At 73.0% G+C, this 17,883-nt stretch carries 12 protein-coding genes and 1 pseudogene; 8 read left to right on the top strand and 5 right to left on the bottom strand.

All coding sequences use genetic code 11. The annotated features are described in order from the left end of the window. Nucleotides 1–227 precede the first annotated feature (227 nt). A complete protein-coding gene (locus tag ACFVS9_RS19720) occupies nt 228–887 on the bottom strand; it encodes an MOSC domain-containing protein (RefSeq protein WP_383114025.1) in 660 nt (219 codons plus the stop codon). An 82-nt stretch (nt 888–969) separates the two neighbouring features. Between ACFVS9_RS19720 and ACFVS9_RS19715 the strand changes: the two genes are divergently transcribed. After that, nucleotides 970–1,860, top strand: a complete 891-nt coding sequence (locus ACFVS9_RS19715) for a LysR family transcriptional regulator (RefSeq protein ID WP_389933967.1) — start codon at nt 970–972, stop codon at nt 1,858–1,860. 102 nt (nt 1,861–1,962) lie between these two features. Here ACFVS9_RS19715 and ACFVS9_RS19710 read toward each other — a convergent pair whose 3' ends face one another. Continuing rightward, nucleotides 1,963–2,292, bottom strand: coding sequence for a WhiB family transcriptional regulator (locus tag ACFVS9_RS19710; protein ID WP_383114027.1), 330 nt, complete (start codon nt 2,290–2,292; stop codon nt 1,963–1,965). 435 nt (nt 2,293–2,727) lie between these two features. Here ACFVS9_RS19710 and ACFVS9_RS19705 point away from each other — a divergent pair, with 435 nt between their 5' ends. The 4 genes from ACFVS9_RS19705 (at nt 2,728) to ACFVS9_RS19690 (ending at nt 7,148) form a co-directional block, all read left to right on the top strand. Then, entirely contained in the window at nt 2,728–3,339 is a 612-nt protein-coding gene (locus ACFVS9_RS19705; protein ID WP_003948568.1) for a response regulator transcription factor, read from the top strand. Nucleotides 3,340–3,704: 365 nt separating this feature from the next. Further along, on the top strand, nt 3,705–4,280 hold the full coding sequence (locus ACFVS9_RS19700; RefSeq protein ID WP_383114028.1) for a sigma-70 family RNA polymerase sigma factor: 576 nt from the start codon (nt 3,705–3,707) through the stop codon (nt 4,278–4,280). A gap of 135 nt (nt 4,281–4,415) precedes the next feature. Then, a complete protein-coding gene (guaB, locus tag ACFVS9_RS19695; RefSeq protein ID WP_383114029.1) occupies nt 4,416–5,918 on the top strand; it encodes an IMP dehydrogenase in 1,503 nt (500 codons plus the stop codon). A gap of 105 nt (nt 5,919–6,023) precedes the next feature. Further along, a complete protein-coding gene (locus ACFVS9_RS19690) occupies nt 6,024–7,148 on the top strand; it encodes a GuaB3 family IMP dehydrogenase-related protein (protein WP_104788355.1) in 1,125 nt (374 codons plus the stop codon). A 61-nt stretch (nt 7,149–7,209) separates the two neighbouring features. Here the strand turns inward: ACFVS9_RS19690 and ACFVS9_RS19685 are convergent, their stop codons facing one another. Both ACFVS9_RS19685 and ACFVS9_RS19680 read right to left on the bottom strand, forming a co-directional pair. Beyond that, nucleotides 7,210–7,842 carry a hypothetical protein gene (locus ACFVS9_RS19685; RefSeq protein ID WP_389933963.1) on the bottom strand — a complete coding sequence of 211 codons (633 nt, stop codon included), beginning with the start codon at nt 7,840–7,842 and terminating at the stop codon, nt 7,210–7,212. A 112-nt stretch (nt 7,843–7,954) separates the two neighbouring features. Beyond that, nucleotides 7,955–9,217: a nucleotide sugar dehydrogenase gene (locus ACFVS9_RS19680; protein ID WP_383114031.1), complete on the bottom strand. Its 1,263-nt coding sequence runs from the start codon at nt 9,215–9,217 to the stop codon at nt 7,955–7,957. 254 nt (nt 9,218–9,471) lie between these two features. Between ACFVS9_RS19680 and ACFVS9_RS19675 the strand changes: the two genes are divergently transcribed. After that, a complete protein-coding gene (locus ACFVS9_RS19675; protein WP_383114032.1) occupies nt 9,472–11,178 on the top strand; it encodes a glycerol-3-phosphate dehydrogenase/oxidase in 1,707 nt (568 codons plus the stop codon). 12 nt (nt 11,179–11,190) lie between these two features. Here the strand turns inward: ACFVS9_RS19675 and ACFVS9_RS19670 are convergent. Beyond that, nucleotides 11,191–12,311, bottom strand: a pseudogene (locus ACFVS9_RS19670) (serine hydrolase domain-containing protein). A gap of 119 nt (nt 12,312–12,430) precedes the next feature. Here ACFVS9_RS19670 and ACFVS9_RS19665 point away from each other — a divergent pair. Then, complete coding sequence (locus tag ACFVS9_RS19665) at nt 12,431–14,476, top strand: protein kinase (RefSeq protein ID WP_389933959.1); 2,046 nt, start codon at nt 12,431–12,433, stop codon at nt 14,474–14,476. A gap of 188 nt (nt 14,477–14,664) precedes the next feature. Next, nucleotides 14,665–17,802: a protein kinase gene (locus ACFVS9_RS19660; RefSeq protein ID WP_389933956.1), complete on the top strand. Its 3,138-nt coding sequence runs from the start codon at nt 14,665–14,667 to the stop codon at nt 17,800–17,802. Nucleotides 17,803–17,883 lie beyond the last annotated feature (81 nt).

The raw sequence follows: 17,883 nt of genomic DNA, 5'->3' as shown, positions 1-17,883 counted from the left end.
AGGGGCACGGCGGCCCTGGTCACAGCGCCGCCTGTGACAGCGGTCAGGGGGCACGGCGGCCCTCGATCACAGCGGTCCGGGGCACCGTGGCCCCGCACGCGGCGCCCCCCGGATCGCAGCGCCCCCGCAGACGGGGGCCCCGGTTCGCAGCGTCACCGGTCACGGCGGGACCCGGCCGTCCCGCCACCCGGCCGCACCCGCACCGGACTCCGTCCAGGAGGCCGGGCTCACTTCGCCAGGTACGTCCGCGCCGCGCGCAGCGTCTCCGCGTGCAGCGCGTCACCGGCGTCGAGCAGGCGCGGCAGCAGCTCCCGCTCCGTGGTCGTCGCCCGGAACTCCAGGGCGGCGGTGATGTCGTGGTCGGGCACGTGCACCACCTCGACCGGGTCGCCGGACCGGATCGTCCCCGGTTCGATCACCCGGAGGTACGCCCCCGTGGCCCCCTCGCGCGTGAACCGCTTCACCCAGCCCCGCTCGCCCAGGTGGCCCGCGAACGTACGGCACGGAATGCGGCCCGACGTCACCTCCAGGACCAGCCCGTCGCCGATCCGCCAGCGCTCACCGATCCGGGCGCGGCTCACGGTGAGGCCGAGGGTCGTCAGGTTCTCGCCGAACGCGCCGTTGGGCAGGGGGCGTCCGAGCTGCTCCTCCCAGGCGTCGAGCTCCTCGCGGGCGTACGCGTAGACCGCCTGGTCCGAACCGCCGTGATGGCGCAGATCGCACACCGCGTCACCAGCCAGGCCACTGCCGCCGCTGCCCTTGGGGCCGGGGTCCGAGACCCGGACCGGTCCGTCGGACGGACGCTTGCCGATCCCGGTGAGCCCGCCGTCCGCATCGGAGTGCGGGGAGGGGGTGGGACGGCCGAGGTTCACGGTGAGCACCTTCATAACCGGACAGGCTAACCGCGAGTCTCTCAAAGGCGCTCATGATTAATCGCCCGGTTCTGCAAGAGTGCCTTATGGTTGAAGGGTGATCGAAGCTCGTCATCTCCGTGTCCTGCGCGCCGTGTCCACCACCGGCTCGTTCTCCGCCGCCGCGCGTGAGCTGGGCTGCACCCAGCCCGCCGTCAGCCAGCAGATGAAGGCCCTGGAGACCTCGGCGGGCACGCCGCTGCTGATCCGTACGGGCCGCGAGATGCGCCTCACCCAGGCGGGTGAGGCACTGGTGCGCCACGCGTCCGGCATCCTCGCGGGACTGACCGCCGCAGAGGAGGAGGTCGCCGCCATCGCCGGGCTGCGGGCCGGCCGGGTCCGGCTCGTTTCCTTCCCCAGCGGGAGCTCCACCCTGGTCCCCGGGGCCCTCGCGGCCCTGCGCGCCGCACATCCCGGCACCCAGGTCTCGCTCGTCGAGGCGGAACCGCCGCACTCCGTGGAGATGCTGCGCGACGGCGACTGCGACATCGCGCTGGCGTTCCGCTACGGGACGGTCGGCGGCGAGTGGGACGACCTGGTCGTGCGCCCGCTGCTCAGGGACCGGCTGGTCGGGCTGGTCCCCGAACGGCACCGGCTGGCCGGAGCGGACGCGGTGGGCATCGGGGAACTGGCCGACGAGCCCTGGATCGCCGGCTGCCCGCGCTGCCGGCGCCAGCTGGTGGAGGTCTGCGAGTCCACGGGCTTCACCCCCCGGATCGACTTCGCCACGGACGACTACCCGGCGGTGATCGGCCTCGTCGGGGCGGGACTCGGTGTCGCCGTCCTGCCCGAGCTGGCCCTCGAATCGGTGCGCCCCAAGGGCGCGCGCACCGTGACGGTGGAGCCGGCCGTGGAACGGGAGATCGTCGCCCTCACCCTGCCCGACCTCGCCAGGGTGCCCGCGGTGGCGGCGACCCTGGACCAGCTGTCCCTGGCGGCCGCACGCTGAGCGGCCCGGCCGGCCGGACCGGTGGAACGGGTCCGGCGCCGGGCATGAGGGATCCGTCGCGTCTGAAGAAACGTTTCTGCGTTCGATGGGCCGTACGGGGTGTCAGGTGCGGCCGGCTTCGGGGGCCGGCCCCGAGTGGGCGGAGATCAGACGGTTGCGGGCGCGTCCCATGAGTTCCTCGCGCTCGTCCTCGGTGAGGCCGCCCCAGACGCCGTAGGGCTCTCGTACGGCGAGGGCGTGCGCCGCGCACTCGGCGCGCACCGGGCAGCGCATGCAGACCTCCTTGGCCGAGGTCTCACGGGCGCTCCGGGCCGCTCCGCGTTCTCCTTCGGGGTGGAAGAACAGTGAACTGTCGACCCCGCGGCAGGCGGCCAGCAGCTGCCAGTCCCACAGGTCCGCGTTGGGTCCGGGAAGGCGGGAGAAATCTGCCATTGCGTGTCCCCTCGAAACCTTGCTGGTTCGGAAACGGCGTCCCCGACCGTTGCCGCTCGTCTCGTGCTCGTCGGCGACCGGAGTTCCGACGGTACATCTACGGTCTTAGTAGATGTAAATATGACTGATTGCGAATCTAGCCTCAGACGCCCCCAAAAGGGAAGAAAAACCGCTAAATGGGGCAGGTCGCCGGGTGGAATATCGGTTGAGGGGTGAATGACCCCGCGTCGCTCTCCTCCGTGCGCGGGCGCTCACTTAGAGTGCCGAACCGGATGCTTTGGCCCGTAACTCTTTCGAGTGACCGTCGTTGATGAGGGGGAGGCGGTTGACGGAGAACGACCTCGGGCAGATGTCCGAGGGGGTCAACCGCACAGGTGACGACTTGTATTCAGCCTGGAGGCTCAAGGTGACGTGCATCAGCTGCGGAGGACGGTCATGACATCCGTCCTCGTCTGCGACGACTCCCCGCTTGCCCGAGAAGCGCTCCGCCGCGCGGTTGCGACCGTGCCCGGTGTCGAGCGTGTGACGACTGCGGCCAACGGGGAGGAAGTTCTCCGCCGCTGGGGGGCCGATCGTTCGGATCTGATTCTGATGGACGTACGCATGCCCGGTCTGGGGGGTGTGGAGACGGTCCGGCGGCTGCTCTCGGCGGACCCCGGGGCCCGGATCATCATGCTGACCGTCGCCGAGGATCTCGACGGGGTCGCTCTCGCGGTCGCCGCCGGGGCCCGCGGATACCTGCACAAGGACGCCTCGCGGGCCGAGCTGCGCGCGACCGTGACCCAGGCGCTCGCCGACCCGACGTGGCGGCTCGCCCCGCGCCGGCTGCGGTCGGCCGAGATGGGCGCGGCGCCGACACTCACGGCCCGCGAGATCCAGGTGCTCGAAGGCATGAGCCACGGCCGCTCCAACGCGGAGATCGGGCGCGAGCTGTTCCTCTCCGAGGACACGGTGAAGACGCACGCGCGCCGTCTGTTCAAGAAGCTCGGGGCCTCGGACCGCGCGCACGCCGTCGCGCTCGGATTCCGCTGGGGCCTGGTCCGCTGACGCCGCGGCGCGGCCGATAGCCGTGCGATCCCGTCCGCACGCCGGCGGACGGGGCGGTGGTGGCGGCGGACCTGCGGCCGGGCCCTCCCCACCAGTGCCATGTGACGCTTCCTGGCCGATGCCGCATCCTTGGGGATGTGGAGTTCCTCGGGGAACATTCGGTCGAGCGGAAGGGGAGGGCGCAGGAGATGACACCCGGCGCACCCGCTCAGAACGCTGGAGCACTCACTCACGACGACGACGTACGGACCGATGCATCCGCCGACCGGACCGACGCGTCCGCCGGCGCACCCGCTGATAACGCTTCGGTGCACAACTCGGGACGCGATGCATCGGACCGGACGCCGCCAAGGCACCATGGTCCGATGCGTGAGGACGGGACGACGGTGATCGGTGCTCTGGTGCACCGTGCCGTCGACGGCGACGCGCGGGCCACCCACGACCTGCTGGCCCACGTCCACCCCCTCGCCCTGCGCTACTGCAGGTCCCGGCTCAGCCGGCTGCCCGGTGATGCCCGTCACTTCGTGGAGGACCTCGCGCAGGAGGTCTGCGTCGCGGTGCTGATGGCGCTGCCGAGGTACAAGGACACCGGCAGGCCCTTCGAGGCCTTCGTCTTCGCCATCGCGGGCCACAAGGTCGCCGACCTCCAGCGCGCCGCGATGCGGCACCCCGGGTCGACGGCCGTCCCCTCGGACGAGATGCCGGAGCGGCCCGACGACTCGCTCGGCCCCGAGGAGCGGGCGCTGCTCAGCAGTGACGCGGCCTGGGCGAAGAAGCTCCTCGCCAACCTCCCGGAGAACCAGCGCGAGCTCCTGGTCCTCCGGGTCGCGGTCGGTCTGACCGCCGAGGAGACCGGCCAGATGCTCGGAATGTCACCCGGCGCCGTCCGGGTCGCGCAGCACCGCGCGCTGAGCAGGCTGCGGGCGCTCGCGGGCCAGTAGGGGACGGTTCCGGAGGCTCCCGCCGTGTGGAGGAAGCCACAGAAACCCCAGGTGATCTTGATCGTGGAATGAGACACCCCGCGAGCCCGTTAGCATGGACATCCGCACCGATCAAGACCATTTGGGGAAGGTGTCATGACTGCAAACGTCGACGGAGTGCCTGAGAAGTTCGCGACGCTCGGGCTGACATACGACGACGTGCTGTTGCTGCCGGGCGCGTCGGAGGTCCTGCCCAACGCGGTCGACACCTCGTCCCTCATCTCGCGCAACGTGCGGGTGAACATCCCCCTGCTGTCGGCCGCCATGGACAAGGTGACCGAGTCCCGGATGGCCATCGCCATGGCCCGTCAGGGCGGCGTCGGCGTGCTGCACCGCAACCTCTCGATCGAGGACCAGGTCAACCAGGTCGACCTGGTCAAGCGGTCCGAGTCCGGGATGGTCACCGACCCGATCACCGTGCACCCGGACGCCACCCTCGGCGAGGCGGACGCGCTCTGCGCGAAGTTCCGCATCAGCGGCGTGCCGGTCACCGACCCCGCGGGCAAGCTCCTGGGCATCGTGACCAACCGCGACATGGCCTTCGAGTCGGACCGCTCGCGCCAGGTGCGCGAGGTCATGACGCCGATGCCGCTCGTCACCGGCAAGGTCGGGATCTCCGGCGTGGAGGCCATGGAGCTGCTGCGCCGCCACAAGATCGAGAAGCTGCCGCTGGTCGACGACGCGGGCATCCTCAAGGGCCTCATCACCGTCAAGGACTTCAAGAAGGCCGAGCAGTACCCGAACGCCGCCAAGGACGCCGAAGGCCGTCTGCTGGTCGGCGCGGCCGTCGGTGCCAGCCCCGAGGCGCTGGACCGCGCGCAGGCGCTCGCCTCCGCCGGCGTCGACTTCCTGATCGTCGACACCTCGCACGGGCACAACAGCAACGCCCTCGACTGGATGGCGAAGATCAAGTCGAGCGTCGCCATCGACGTCATCGGCGGGAACGTCGCCACCCGCGACGGCGCCCAGGCGCTGATCGACGCCGGTGTCGACGGCGTGAAGGTCGGCGTCGGACCCGGCTCGATCTGTACCACCCGCGTGGTCGCCGGCATCGGCGTCCCGCAGGTCACCGCGATCTACGAGGCGGCCCTCGCCGCCCGCGCCGCCGGCGTCCCCGTGATCGGTGACGGCGGCCTCCAGTACTCCGGCGACATCGGCAAGGCGCTCTCCGCGGGGGCGGACAGCGTGATGCTGGGCAGCCTCCTCGCCGGCTGCGAGGAGTCCCCGGGTGAGCTGATGTTCATCAACGGCAAGCAGTTCAAGTCGTACCGCGGCATGGGCTCGCTGGGCGCCATGCAGTCCCGCGGTCAGGGGCGGTCGTACTCCAAGGACCGCTACTTCCAGGCGGAGGTGTCCTCGGACGACAAGCTCGTGCCCGAGGGCATCGAGGGCCAGGTGCCCTACCGCGGCCCGCTGGCCAACGTCCTCCACCAGCTGGTCGGCGGCCTGCGCCAGACCATGGGCTACGTGGGCGCCGCGACCGTCGACGAGATGGAGAGCAAGGGCCGCTTCGTGCGGATCACCTCGGCGGGCCTCAAGGAGAGCCACCCGCACGACATCCAGATGACGGTGGAAGCGCCGAACTACAGCAGGAAGTAACACATCGGCGCAGGTGAGGGGCGGACCGGGGTTCCCGGGACCGCCCCTCACGCGTGCGTCGGGGATACTGGTCAGCGCAGACGTAGAGGGAAAGGCCACACCATCGTGACTGAGATCGAGATCGGGCGCGGCAAGCGCGGCCGCAGGGCATACGCGTTCGACGACATCGCCGTCGTGCCGAGCCGACGCACCCGTGACCCGAAGGAGGTCTCGATCGCCTGGCAGATCGACGCCTACCGGTTCGAGCTGCCCTTCCTGGCCGCGCCGATGGACTCGGTGGTCTCCCCGCAGACCGCCATCCGCATCGGTGAGCTGGGCGGCCTCGGTGTCCTCAACCTCGAAGGGCTGTGGACCCGGCACGCCGACCCGCAGGCCCTCCTCGACGAGATCGCCGAGATGCCCGTGGAGACCGCCACCCCGCGGCTCCAGGAGATCTACTCCGCCCCCATCCAGGAGGAGCTGATCGGGCAGCGCATCAAGGAGGTGCGCGACTCCGGTGTCGTCACCGCCGCCGCGCTGTCGCCGCAGCGCACCGCGCAGTTCTCCAAGGCCGTCGTCGACGCGGGCGTGGACATCTTCGTCATCCGCGGTACGACGGTCTCCGCCGAGCACGTCTCCGGCGCGGCCGAGCCGCTGAACCTGAAGCAGTTCATCTACGAGCTGGACGTCCCGGTCATCGTCGGCGGCTGCGCCACGTACACCGCCGCCCTGCACCTGATGCGCACCGGCGCGGCCGGTGTCCTCGTCGGCTTCGGCGGCGGGGCCGCGCACACCACGCGCAACGTCTTCGGCATCCAGGTCCCGATGGCGACCGCCGTCGCCGACGTGGCCGGGGCCCGCCGCGACTACATGGACGAGTCCGGCGGCCGGTACGTGCACGTCATCGCCGACGGCGGCGTCGGCTGGTCCGGCGACCTGCCCAAGGCCATCGCCTGCGGTGCGGACGCCGTGATGATGGGCTCCCCGCTGGCCCGCGCCACGGACGCGCCCGGCCGCGGCCGGCACTGGGGCATGGAGGCCGTCCACGAGGACGTGCCGCGCGGCAAGCTGGTCGACCTCGGCTCCGTCGGCACGACCGAGGAGGTCCTGACCGGCCCGTCGCACAACCCGGACGGCTCGATGAACATCTTCGGCGCCCTGCGCCGGGCGATGGCCACCACCGGTTACAGCGACCTCAAGGAGTTCCAGCGCGTCGAGGTGACGGTGGCGGACTCGCAGCACCGCCGCTGATCCCCCGCGCGCACCGACGGCCCGGACCGGGAGACGGTCCGGGCCGTCGGTGCGTGAGGCGTCAGCCGGCCCGCTTGGCGCCACCGAAGGCGGCGACCGGACCGAGGAGGAGGAAGAGGTACGTCATGAAGTCGGCCTCCTGCTTCCAGACGTCGACGAGGTCCCTGAAGTGGTCGAAGAAGACCTCGGAGAAGCCGACCCCCAGGCCGTCCGCGAGGATCATCGACATGCCGATGAGCTGGCCGAGGAAGACGGCGCCCAGGGCCAGGACGGCGCTGCCCACGCCGATGACCGGGAGCGGGCCGCCGACCTTGCTCGCCGCGAAGCCGGTCAGGAAGCCCACACCGACGGCCGCGTAGCCGACCTCGCGCTCGATGGAGCCCGCGATGACGCCGTACAGGATCGCCGCCACGACCGCCGTGCCGAGGGCCGTCAGCAGGCCGAGGGCCAGGTTGTCGCGCGGGGCCGGCGGGGCGGGCGGGAACGGGCCGCCGCCGTACGGGCCGGGCTGCTGGGCCGCGAAGGGGTTGCCGGTCGGGGCGCCGGGCTGAGCGGCGAACGGGTTGCCCGTGGGAGCGCCGGGCTGCTGCGCCGCCGGGGCGGTGCCGGGCTGCTCCGCGTACGGGTTCCCGGCGACCGGCCGGCCGTCCTGGGGCTGCTGCGGTGGGTTCGGCGGCTGTGCGGGCTGGCTCATACGGGTGTTCCCCCTGGGACGGTGCGCACGGGTGTGCGAGAAGTGACGCCGCAGGCTAGCAGCCCGCGCCGACACGCCCCACGGTGATTCCGGGGACCCGCACAGGGACGCGCTACAGCCGGTGGGCGGCCCCCGCCGGAGTGGCTCCCCGGGTGTCCAGGAGGAGCTGGGCCTTCACGGCCAGACCCTGGAGGTCGTACGTGCGGTGGTGCTGGAGCAGCACCGTCAGGTCGGCTCCGGCGGCCGCCTCGTAGAGCGAGTCGGCGCGCGGGACGGGCAGGTCGCGCACCCGCCAGTCCAGGACGTGCGGGTCGTGGTAGCCGATCTGGGCGCCCATGTCCATGAGCCGGGTCGCGATCTCCCGGGCGGGCGACGCCTCCTGGTCGGCGAGGTCCGGCTTGTAGGTGACACCGAGCAGCAGGACCCGGGCGCCCCGAACGGACTTGCCGTGCTCGTTCAGCAGGGTCGCGCAGCGCTGGATCACGTAGCTCGGCATCCGGTCGTTGATCTCCTTGGCCAGCGAGACCATGCGCAGGGGGTGGCCGGGCGTCCGGCTGTTGTACGGGAAGTAGCCCGGGTCCACCGGGGCGCCGTGACCGCCGACGCCGGGGCCGGGACGGAACGCCTCGAAGCCGAAGGGCTTGGTCTCGGCGCACCTGATGACGTCCCAGAGGTCGACGCCGAGGTCGTGGCAGAGCACCGCCATCTCGTTGACGAGCGCGATGTTGACGTGCCGGAAGTTGGTCTCCAGGACCTTCGTCATCTCCGCCTCGCGCGGCCCGCGGGCCCGTACGACCTTGTCGGTGAGCCGTCCGTAGAAGGCGGCGGCCGACTCGGTGCACGCGGGGGTGAGCCCGCCGATGACCTTCGGGGTGTTGCCGTACACGTGGGTGCGGTTGCCGGGGTCGAGGCGGCCGGGGGAGTGGGCCAGGTGGAAGTCGCGTCCGGCGCGCAGGCCTGAGCCCTCCTCCAGCAGGGGGCGTACGACGTTCTCGGTGGTGCCGGGCGGCACGGCGGACTCCACCAGGACGGTGGTGTGCGGCCGCAGCCGGGCGGCGAGCGCCCGGGCCGCGTCGGTCACGGCGCGGAGGTCGAGCGCGCGGTCCGGCCCGAGCGGCGTCGGGGCGCAGATCGCGGCGGTGCGGACCCGGCCGAGCTCGGCCGGGTCGGAGGTGGGCCGGAAGCCGCCCGAGAGCATCCGCCGGATGTCGGACGCGCTCAGTGATCCCTCGACCGGAGTACGGCCCGCGGAGAGTTCCGCGCAGGGCCGTGGGTCCGTGTCGTAGCCGACGGTGTGGATTCCCACGCCGACGGCTGCCTGGGCGAGGGGCAGGCCGAGGTGACCGAGTCCGATGACGGCGAGGTCTGCGGGCATGTGGGCCGTCCTTTCCCTAAGGCCAAGAGACAGAGAGTGCAACTGCTGTGGACAGCGCTATGTCAGACTAGGCGTAAATATGACCTATATGTCGCATTCCGTGACTCCTGTGAGGCGGGTGTTGTCCACAGGCGGTGGCTGAAGTCGTGGACCGCGGACAGAATCGAGAGGTGGGCACGGGCGCCCGGCCCTCCGGCCGGTCCCCGCTCCCGTGCCCGAACCACCCGACGCACCGGGACTACCGGGAGGCAGCAGTGAGGACAGCGACACTGGGACCCGCGGAGCGCACCGAGGCGCTGACCGCGATGGCCGAGCGCGAACTGGACGTGCTGGTCGTGGGAGCGGGCGTCGTCGGCGCCGGGACGGTGCTGGACGCGGCCACCAGAGGACTCTCCACCGGACTGGTCGAGGCGCGCGACTGGGCGTCCGGCACGTCCAGCAGGTCGAGCAAGCTGATCCACGGCGGGCTGCGCTATCTGGAGATGCTGGACTTCGCGCTCGTACGCGAGGCGCTGAAGGAGCGCGGGCTGCTGCTGGAGCGGCTGGCGCCGCACCTGGTGAAGCCCGTTCCCTTCCTTTACCCGTTGCAGCACAAGGGCTGGGAGCGGCTGTACGCGGGCTCGGGCGTCGCGTTGTACGACGCGATGTCGGTGTCCTCGGGCCACGGCCGCGGGCTGCCCGTGCACCGGCACCTCACCCGCCGCCACGCCCTGCGCGTCGCTCCCGCCCTCAAGAAGGACGCCCTGGTCGGAGCCCTGCAGTACTACGACGCCCAGATGGACGACGCGCGCTACGTGGCGACCCTGGTGCGCACGGCCGCGGGCTACGGCGCGCACGTGGCCAACGGCGCGCGGGTGACCGGCTTCCTGCGCGAGGGCGAGCGCGTCGTCGGCGCCCGGGTGCGGGACGTCGAGGGCGGCGAGGAGTACGAGATCCGGGCCAAGCAGGTGGTCAACGCCACCGGGGTGTGGACGGACGACACCCAGGCGCTGATCGGCGAGCGCGGGCAGTTCCACGTCCGCGCGTCCAAGGGCATCCACCTCGTCGTGCCCAAGGACCGCATCCACTCCTCGACCGGGCTCATCCTGCGGACCGAGAAGTCCGTGCTCTTCGTGATCCCGTGGGGCCGGCACTGGATCATCGGCACGACCGACACCGACTGGGACCTGGACAAGGCCCACCCCGCCGCCTCCAGCGCCGACATCGACTATCTGCTGGAACACGTGAATTCGGTGCTGAACACCCCGCTGGGACGCGACGACGTGGAGGGCGTCTACGCCGGGCTCCGGCCCCTGCTGGCCGGTGAGTCGGACGCCACGAGCAAGCTCTCGCGCGAGCACACGGTGGCCCATCCGGCGCCCGGGCTGGTCGTCGTGGCGGGCGGCAAGTACACGACGTACCGCGTGATGGCGAAGGACGCCGTCGACGAGGCGGTGCACGCCCTGGACCAGCGGGTGGCGGACTGCGTCACCGAGGACATCCCGCTGCTGGGCGCCGAGGGCTACCGCGCCCTGTGGAACGCCCGCGCCCGCATCGCCGCCCGCACCGGGCTGCACGTCGCCCGGGTGGAGCACCTGCTCAACCGGTACGGCTCGATGACCGAGGAGCTGCTGGAGCTGGTGAAGGGCGACTCCACGCTGGGCGAGCCGCTGGCGGGCGCCGAGGACTACCTGAGGGCCGAGGTCGTCTACGCCGCCTCGCACGAGGGCGCCCTGCACCTCGACGACGTCCTGACGCGGCGCACCCGGATCTCCATCGAGACCTTCGACCGGGGCACCCGCTGTGCCCGCGAGTGCGCGGACCTGATGGCACCCGTGCTCGGCTGGGACACGGACCAGGTCGAGCGCGAGGTGGAGCACTACCGCAAGCGGGTCGAGGCCGAGCGGGAGTCCCAGCGGCAGCCGGACGACCTGACGGCCGACGCCGCGCGGCTGGGCGCGCCCGACATCGTGCCGCGCTGAGGCGAGGGGCCGTCAGGTCCTCCCGGAGCGGGCCGGCGGGCAGAACTCCGCCTCCAGCAGGCCCGCTTCGAGGGCGGCACCGGGTGAGGCGTCGGTGTTCACCCGGAAGGTGAGGACGTGCCGGCCGTCACGGGTCGCGGCGGTCCGCACGTAACTGCCGGTGATGTGCCCGTTGTGCCCCCAGACGGTGATGCCGCAGGAGAGCCTCTGCGGGAAGACCCCCATGCCGTACGAGCCGTCGGCGGCCCGGGTGTCGAGGAGCAGCGCCAGTTGGGCGGGCGGCAGCAGCCGGCCGCCCAGCAGGGCGGCGTAGAAGCGGTCCAGGTCGGTCAGGGTGGACACCATCTCCCCCGCGGCGCCCGCCGCCCGCGGGTCGATGTCCGTGACGTCGAGCAGGGTCCCGTCCACGGGGGAGCGGTGGTAGCCGCGTGAGCGCGGGGCCGGCAGGGAGGTGCGGGCACCCGGGAGCGAGGTGCCGGTCAGCCGGAGCGGGACGAGGATCCGCCGCTGGATCTCGGCGGCGTAGCCGTGTCCCGTGACGTGCTGGACGACCAGGCCCAGCAGGACGTAGTTCGTGTTGGAGTACGCGTACGAGCCCCGCGCCGCCACCGGAGCGAGGGCCATGGCCGTACGCACCGCGGCGAGGGCGGTGAGGGGCCGGGCCGACGGGCCGGTGGCGCCCGTGAGGGCCGGGTCGGCGGCGGACAGGGCCGCCGCGTAGTCGGGGAGGCCGCTGGTGTGGGTCAGCAGCGCGCGCAGGGTGACGGCGGACCCGTCGTAGCCGTTGCCGCGCACGAGGCCCGGCAGGTGGTCCTCGACGCTGTCCTCCAGCCGGAGCCCGCCCTCCTGGGCGAGTTGGAGGACGACGGCGGCGACGAACGTCTTGGTGACGCTGCCCGCCCGGAAGTGGTCGTCCGCCCCGATGCCGGTGCCCGCGGAGTCGTACGTCCGGCCGCCCCCGGCGCGCCGCGGTGGGACAGGAGGGCCGCCGCGGGGGCGCCGCCCTCGACGACCAGCCGGGGGAGGTAGGAGGATGCCGGTGCGAGGTGTGGTTCGCTGGGCGGGTTCGCGGATCCCGCGGCGAGCAGAGTCAGCACCAACGGGGCGGCGAACAGCGTCCTGAGTATCGGCATGGCACGGGATTCCTTCCTCCGGCCACATCATGGCCGTCCACGGACCCGGGACCATGACCGGTCCCGGGGTGAGGGACAATGGACGCTCTGCCAGGGCGGGTTGATCGCAGAGGGGACGCATGTCGGAGGCGGAGCAGTCGCGGGAGCCCGAACGGGACAAGGACGGACGTCTCCTCGCGGGGCGGTACCGCCTCGGGGAGGTGCTCGGCCGGGGCGGCATGGGCACGGTCTGGCGTGCTGCCGACGAGACGTTGGGGCGCACGGTCGCGGTCAAGGAGCTGCGGTTCCCGTCGTCCATCGACGACGACGAGAAGCGCCGTCTGATCACGCGAACCCTGCGCGAGGCGAAGGCCATCGCGAGGATCCGCAACACCAGCGCGGTGACGGTCTACGACGTGGTCGACGAGGACGACCGGCCGTGGATCGTCATGGAGCTCATCGAGGGCAAGTCCCTCGCCGAGGTGATCCGCGAGGACGGGACGCTGACGCCGAGGCGTGCCGCCGAGGTCGGCCTCGCCATCCTCGACGTGCTGCGCTCGGCGCACCGCGAGGGCATCCTGCACCGTGACGTGAAGCCGTCCAACGTGCTGATCTCGGAGGACGGCAGGGTCGTCCTGACCGACTTCGGCATCGCCCAGGTCGAGGGCGACCCCTCCGTCACCTCGACGGGCATGCTCGTCGGAGCCCCCTCCTACATCTCGCCCGAGCGGGCACGCGGCCACAAGCCGGGCCCGCCCGCCGACCTGTGGTCGCTCGGCGGACTGCTGTACGCGAGCGTCGAGGGCCGCCCGCCCTACGACAAGGGCTCGGCCATCGCCACGCTGACGGCGGTGATGACGGAGCCGGTGGAGACACCGGTGAACGCGGGCCCGCTGGAAGAGGTCATCTACGGCCTGCTGGCCAGGGATCCCGAACAGCGGCTGGACGACGCCGGGGCGCGTGTCCTGCTCAACGCGGTGATCAACGCCCCGGAGCGGCCCGCCGTGCCGCCGGCCGAGGCCACCCAGGTCATGGCGCTGCCCACGATCGGTGACTCCGCGGGCGACAAGGGCGCCAGGAACGGCCGGAACGACTCCAAGAGCGGGAAGAAGGCCGCCGGGGCCGCCGGAGCGGCCGCCGCCGCGGGCTCCGCGAGACCGGTGGCCGGCGACTCCGGCTCCGAGGGCGGGGCTTCCGGCTCCGCCTCCACCGCGGCCTCTCCGGCCGGGGCGTCCGAGCCCGTCGAGGGCACCCGGGACCGGCTGCGGGGCGCCCTGAAGTCGGTCCGCAACGCCAAGTCCCCGACGGCCGCCGCGGTGCCGCCCGGCACCGCGAGGACCACGTCGTCGGCTTCCGTGGCGGCCACGCCGCCCGGCCGTCCGGCCGTGCCCCGCGCATCGATCACCGACGTCGTGCCGCGCCGCACGCTGGCGATCATCGCCGGTGTGGTCGTGCTCGCCGTCCTCGGTACGATCCTGGCGCTCACGCTCGGCGACGACGGAACGGGTGACCAGGGCGGCTCCAAGGGCGGTGACAGCGCCGCCTCGTCCGGGGCGACGGCCGACGGTGACGCGGAGGCCTCGGCCGGGGGCGGCTCGGGCAAGGACGACGGCGCCACGGGGGACGGCGGCAAGGACGGTCAGGGACAGGGCGGGACCGAGGCGACCGGCGAGGCCTCGCCCTCGGCGGAGACGGGCGAGCCGAGTGCGGACCCCGACCCGGACGCGCTGCCCGCCGGCTACCGGACCGTCACCAACAAGCAGTTCCACTTCTCCATGGCGATGCCGGGGGACTTCACGTTCTACAAGATAGCGGGACAGAACTCGGGCGCCATCTACAACGCCGGCGGCGGATTCCCCCGGGTCCAGGTCGACTACAACTCCTCCCCGAAGAACGACGCGGCGGCGGCCTGGGCGGGAGCGGTCGCCGGGACCAGGAGCCTCAGCAACGGCTACAAGCACATCGGCATCAAGAAGGTCGAGTTCAACGGCTACCCGACGGTCGCCGACTGGGAGTTCACCCGGAACCAGGACGGCATGCGGGTGCGGGTCCTCAACCGCGGTTTCAAGGCGGACTCCACCCACGGCTACTCGATCATGCTCAGCTGCAAGGCGGACGCCTGGGACGAGGACGAGTGCCGGACCATGCGCGAGACGGCGTTCGCCACGTTCGAGTCGACCGACTGACCCGCCCGGGCCCTGCCGGGCGGCCGGGTTGCCGTGACCCGGCCGCACGGCCGTGACTTGCCACGTATGGTGAGAGGCCGAGGACCGTACGCAGCTGCCAGGCCAGGTCAATTGCACAGCAAGTGACCGCAATTGACGGATTCATGCGGTTTCGGTGACCGGGGGACAGCGCGCTCTGGGGAGGCGTCGTGGACGACTACGCGGGTCGGGTGCTTGCCGACCGCTACCGCCTTCCGCTGCCTCCGTCCGATGCGTACGAATTCGCCGAGACCCGGGCCTTCGACACGTACAGCGGGCAGGAAGTCCTCGTCCGGCAGGTCCCGTTGCCGGAGGTCGTGGATGCCGAGGTGGTGGACGCCGAGGGCGTTCCCCCCGCCAGGCGTGCCACCGGGCGTGCGGCGCGGCGGCCCACGGACCCCGCGGTCCGGCGGGCGATAGAGGCCGCTCAGGCGGCCGCCCAGGTGCCTGACCACCCGCGCCTGGACCAGGTCTTCGACGTGTTCGCCGAGGCGGGATCGCTCTGGATAGTGAGCGAGCTGGTCGCCGCCCGGCCGCTCGCCGCGCTCCTCGCGGAACAGCCCCTCAACCCCTACCGGGCCGCCGAGATCGGCTCCGACGTGCTCACCGCGCTGCGGGTGCTGCACGCGCACGGCTGGACCCACCGCAACATCACCGTCCGCACGGTGCTGGTCTGCGACGACGGCCGCGTCGTGCTGACGGGACTCGCGGCGGGCGCGGCCGAGGAAGCCCTGTGCGGATACGTTCCGGCGCCGCAGCCGGACGAGCAGAACGCCTACGGGCCCCCGGCGGTCGAATCGGGGCCCACGGGCCCGTACGAGCCGCCGGCGGCCGGGCCGGGTGCGTACGACGAGCCGTCGCGGGTCGAAGCGGGCCCGTACGCGCCTCCGGCGGTCGAGCCGGGCCCCACCAGCCCGTTCGCGCCGCCCGCCGTCGAACGGGGCCCCACCGGTCCGTTCGCGCCCCCTGCCGTCGAGCCGGGCCCCACCGGTCCGTTCGCGCCGCCGCCCGCCGTCGGGCCGGGCCGGTACGAGGAGCCGCCCGCCGTCGGGCCCGGTCCGTTCGCGCCGCCCGCCGTCGAACGGGGCCCCACCGGTCCGTTCGCGCCCCCTGCCGTCGAGCCGGGCCCCACCAGCCCGTTCGCGCCGCCGCCCGCCGTCGAGCCGGGCCGGTACGAGGAGCCCCCCGCCGTCGGGCCCGGTCCGTTCGCGCCGCCCGCGGCGCGCGAGCCGGACGACTCATGGCGCGGGTCCGACGGGCCCCCCGCTCCGGAGGCCCCGAGCGTTCCCCAGGCGTCCACCGAGGGGGTGCCCGCTCCCGCCTCCCACGCCGAGATCGAGGTGGCGCCCCCGGCCGCTCTCCCCGCCCTGCCCGCGCCCGGGAGCCCCGCGCAGCTGCGTGCCGCCCGTGCCGGGGCCATCGCTGCCTACCGTGCGGGCGCCCGCGCCGCGGCACGGGCCGGCGAGGAGGACAAGCGGGCGGACCACGACCGTGAAGGCGGATCCGGGGAGTCCGGGCGTGAGGAGCCCGCCGCCCCCGCCGCTCCCGGACGCCCCCGGTTGCCCAGTACCTGGGGCACGCCCGCCGAAGGGGCGTACCCCCACCACGAGGCCGTCGGCGCCAACGACGCCTACGACGCCTACGACGACGAGGACGACGAGGACGACGACGAGGGCCCCGGCGGCCCCGTGCCGCCCGGCCGCCGCGTCCACCTCGCCGGCACCTGGGACGACGGCCCCGGCTCCGGCCGCCCCGTGCCCGCCGGCGGCTCCGGAGGGCACGGCCGCTCCGGTGAGGACGCGCTGCGCGCCGACTCCCGGCGCCAGGGCGGCGGTCCGGTGGAGCGCCGGGACCGGCTGCCGCAGCCGGTGCCCGCACGCGCGTCCGCCGGAGGGTGGGACGAGGTCGTCGCCGGAAGCGGCACCACCCCCGCCTACCGGGGCCCCGCCACCCCTCTCGCCGCCGAACGCGCCCGGCAGGCGCGTATCGCCGTCGTCGGTGCCGTCACCGAGCGCTGGGCCCCCGAACAGGCGGGCCCCGTGCACGACAACTGGCAGCTCGCCCCGCCCATCGGACCCTCCACCGACCTGTGGGCGCTCGGCGCGCTGCTCTACCGCGCCGTGCAGGGCCACGCCCCGTACCCGGAGGAGAACGCCGCCGAGCTCGTCCAGATGGTCTGCGGCGAGCCGCCCGCCTTCGCCGAGGAGTGCGGCCCGCTGCGGCCCGTCGTCGAGTCGCTGCTCCGGCAGGACCCCACGGAGCGGCCCGACTTCGAGGAACTGCGCGGCTGGCTCCGCTCCCTCGTGCGCTCGGCCCCCGAGCCCGAGGCTGGCGCCGACATCGTCGCCATGCCGCCCGCGGACGCCACCCGCCTGCCCGTCGTACGCCGCCGGGGCGAGCTGGTGCGCCGCCGCCGGGGCCGCGGCGCGGCGGCCCACGGACGCCACCGGCAGGGGAGGTCGCAGCGCCGTGAGGCGCAGCAGGCGTACGAACAGCAGGCCCACGAGCGGCCGCAGGCGTACGAGAAGCCGGCCCGCGCGCCCCGCGAACCCAAGGGCCCCAAGGTGCTGCGCCAGCCGCAGCCCGGCGGCAGGGCACCGCGGCGGCTCGGACGGCTGCTGCTGGTGCTGATACTGCTGGCGATGGCGGCCGCCATCGCCTACGCCCTGCTCTTCATGCCGAAGGAGGGCGCGGACACGGGGGCCGGGACAGCGCCCTCGGGTTCCACCGCGCCCGCCGGCCCGGCCCCGGGCGACAGCCCGTCCGCGGGCGCGCCGGCACCCTCCGGCCCGTCGGCCTCCGCCGGTTCCCAGGGTTCGCAGAAGCCGCAGACCAGCGGATCCGCCGCCGCCCTCGCCCCGGGGTACGAACTCCGCAAGGACGCCGAGGGGTTCGAGATCGGGGTGCCCAAGGACTGGCAGCGCAGCCCGGCCAACGCCGACCGTCAGATCCGTTACGGCAGCGACGGTTTCAGCGTGCTGGTCGTGCCCGGCCGGGACACCGTCAAGGCCAACGGCGGTGACCCGCTGGACTACCAGCGGACCGGGGAACCCGAGCTGAAGCCCTTCCGGGACTCCAGCTGGGCCACGTCCACCGGACTGCGCCGGGTGGACGTCGGACGACAGGCCATGGCGGAGGGGCAGTTCACCTGGCAGGAGAGCAACGGCCGCCAGGTGTACGTCCGTAACCTGGTCATGATCGTGTCCGGGAGGTACCACATCGTCCAGGTCATCGGCCCGGAGAACGAGCGGGACAAGGTCTCCGAGATCTATCAGCAGGCCATTTCCTCGTACCGCGTGCCCTCCTGACGGGGCGCCGGCGGAAAGCGACAAGCATCACAGTGCGGTCTCGTGCGCGGTGCGAGGTTCCGTGGCAGTGCCTCCCCTCCG

It is taken from the genome of Streptomyces sp. NPDC058008, from assembly GCF_042886395.1.
Taxonomy (GTDB): domain Bacteria; phylum Actinomycetota; class Actinomycetes; order Streptomycetales; family Streptomycetaceae; genus Streptomyces.
The sequence above is the reverse complement of the archived record's forward strand: the minus strand, read 5'-3'. Positions and strand labels throughout refer to the sequence as shown.

Coding starts and splice junctions, on each gene's coding strand:
- ACFVS9_RS19720 (WP_383114025.1), bottom strand. CDS start 887: ATGAAGGTGCTCACCGTGAACCTCGGCCGTCCCACCCCCTCCCCGCAC.
- ACFVS9_RS19710 (WP_383114027.1), bottom strand. CDS start 2,292: ATGGCAGATTTCTCCCGCCTTCCCGGACCCAACGCGGACCTGTGGGAC.
- ACFVS9_RS19705 (WP_003948568.1), top strand. CDS start 2,728: ATGACATCCGTCCTCGTCTGCGACGACTCCCCGCTTGCCCGAGAAGCG.
- ACFVS9_RS19700 (WP_383114028.1), top strand. CDS start 3,705: ATGCGTGAGGACGGGACGACGGTGATCGGTGCTCTGGTGCACCGTGCC.
- guaB (WP_383114029.1), top strand. CDS start 4,416: ATGACTGCAAACGTCGACGGAGTGCCTGAGAAGTTCGCGACGCTCGGG.
- ACFVS9_RS19685 (WP_389933963.1), bottom strand. CDS start 7,842: ATGAGCCAGCCCGCACAGCCGCCGAACCCACCGCAGCAGCCCCAGGAC.
- ACFVS9_RS19680 (WP_383114031.1), bottom strand. CDS start 9,217: ATGCCCGCAGACCTCGCCGTCATCGGACTCGGTCACCTCGGCCTGCCC.
- ACFVS9_RS19665 (WP_389933959.1), top strand. CDS start 12,431: ATGTCGGAGGCGGAGCAGTCGCGGGAGCCCGAACGGGACAAGGACGGA.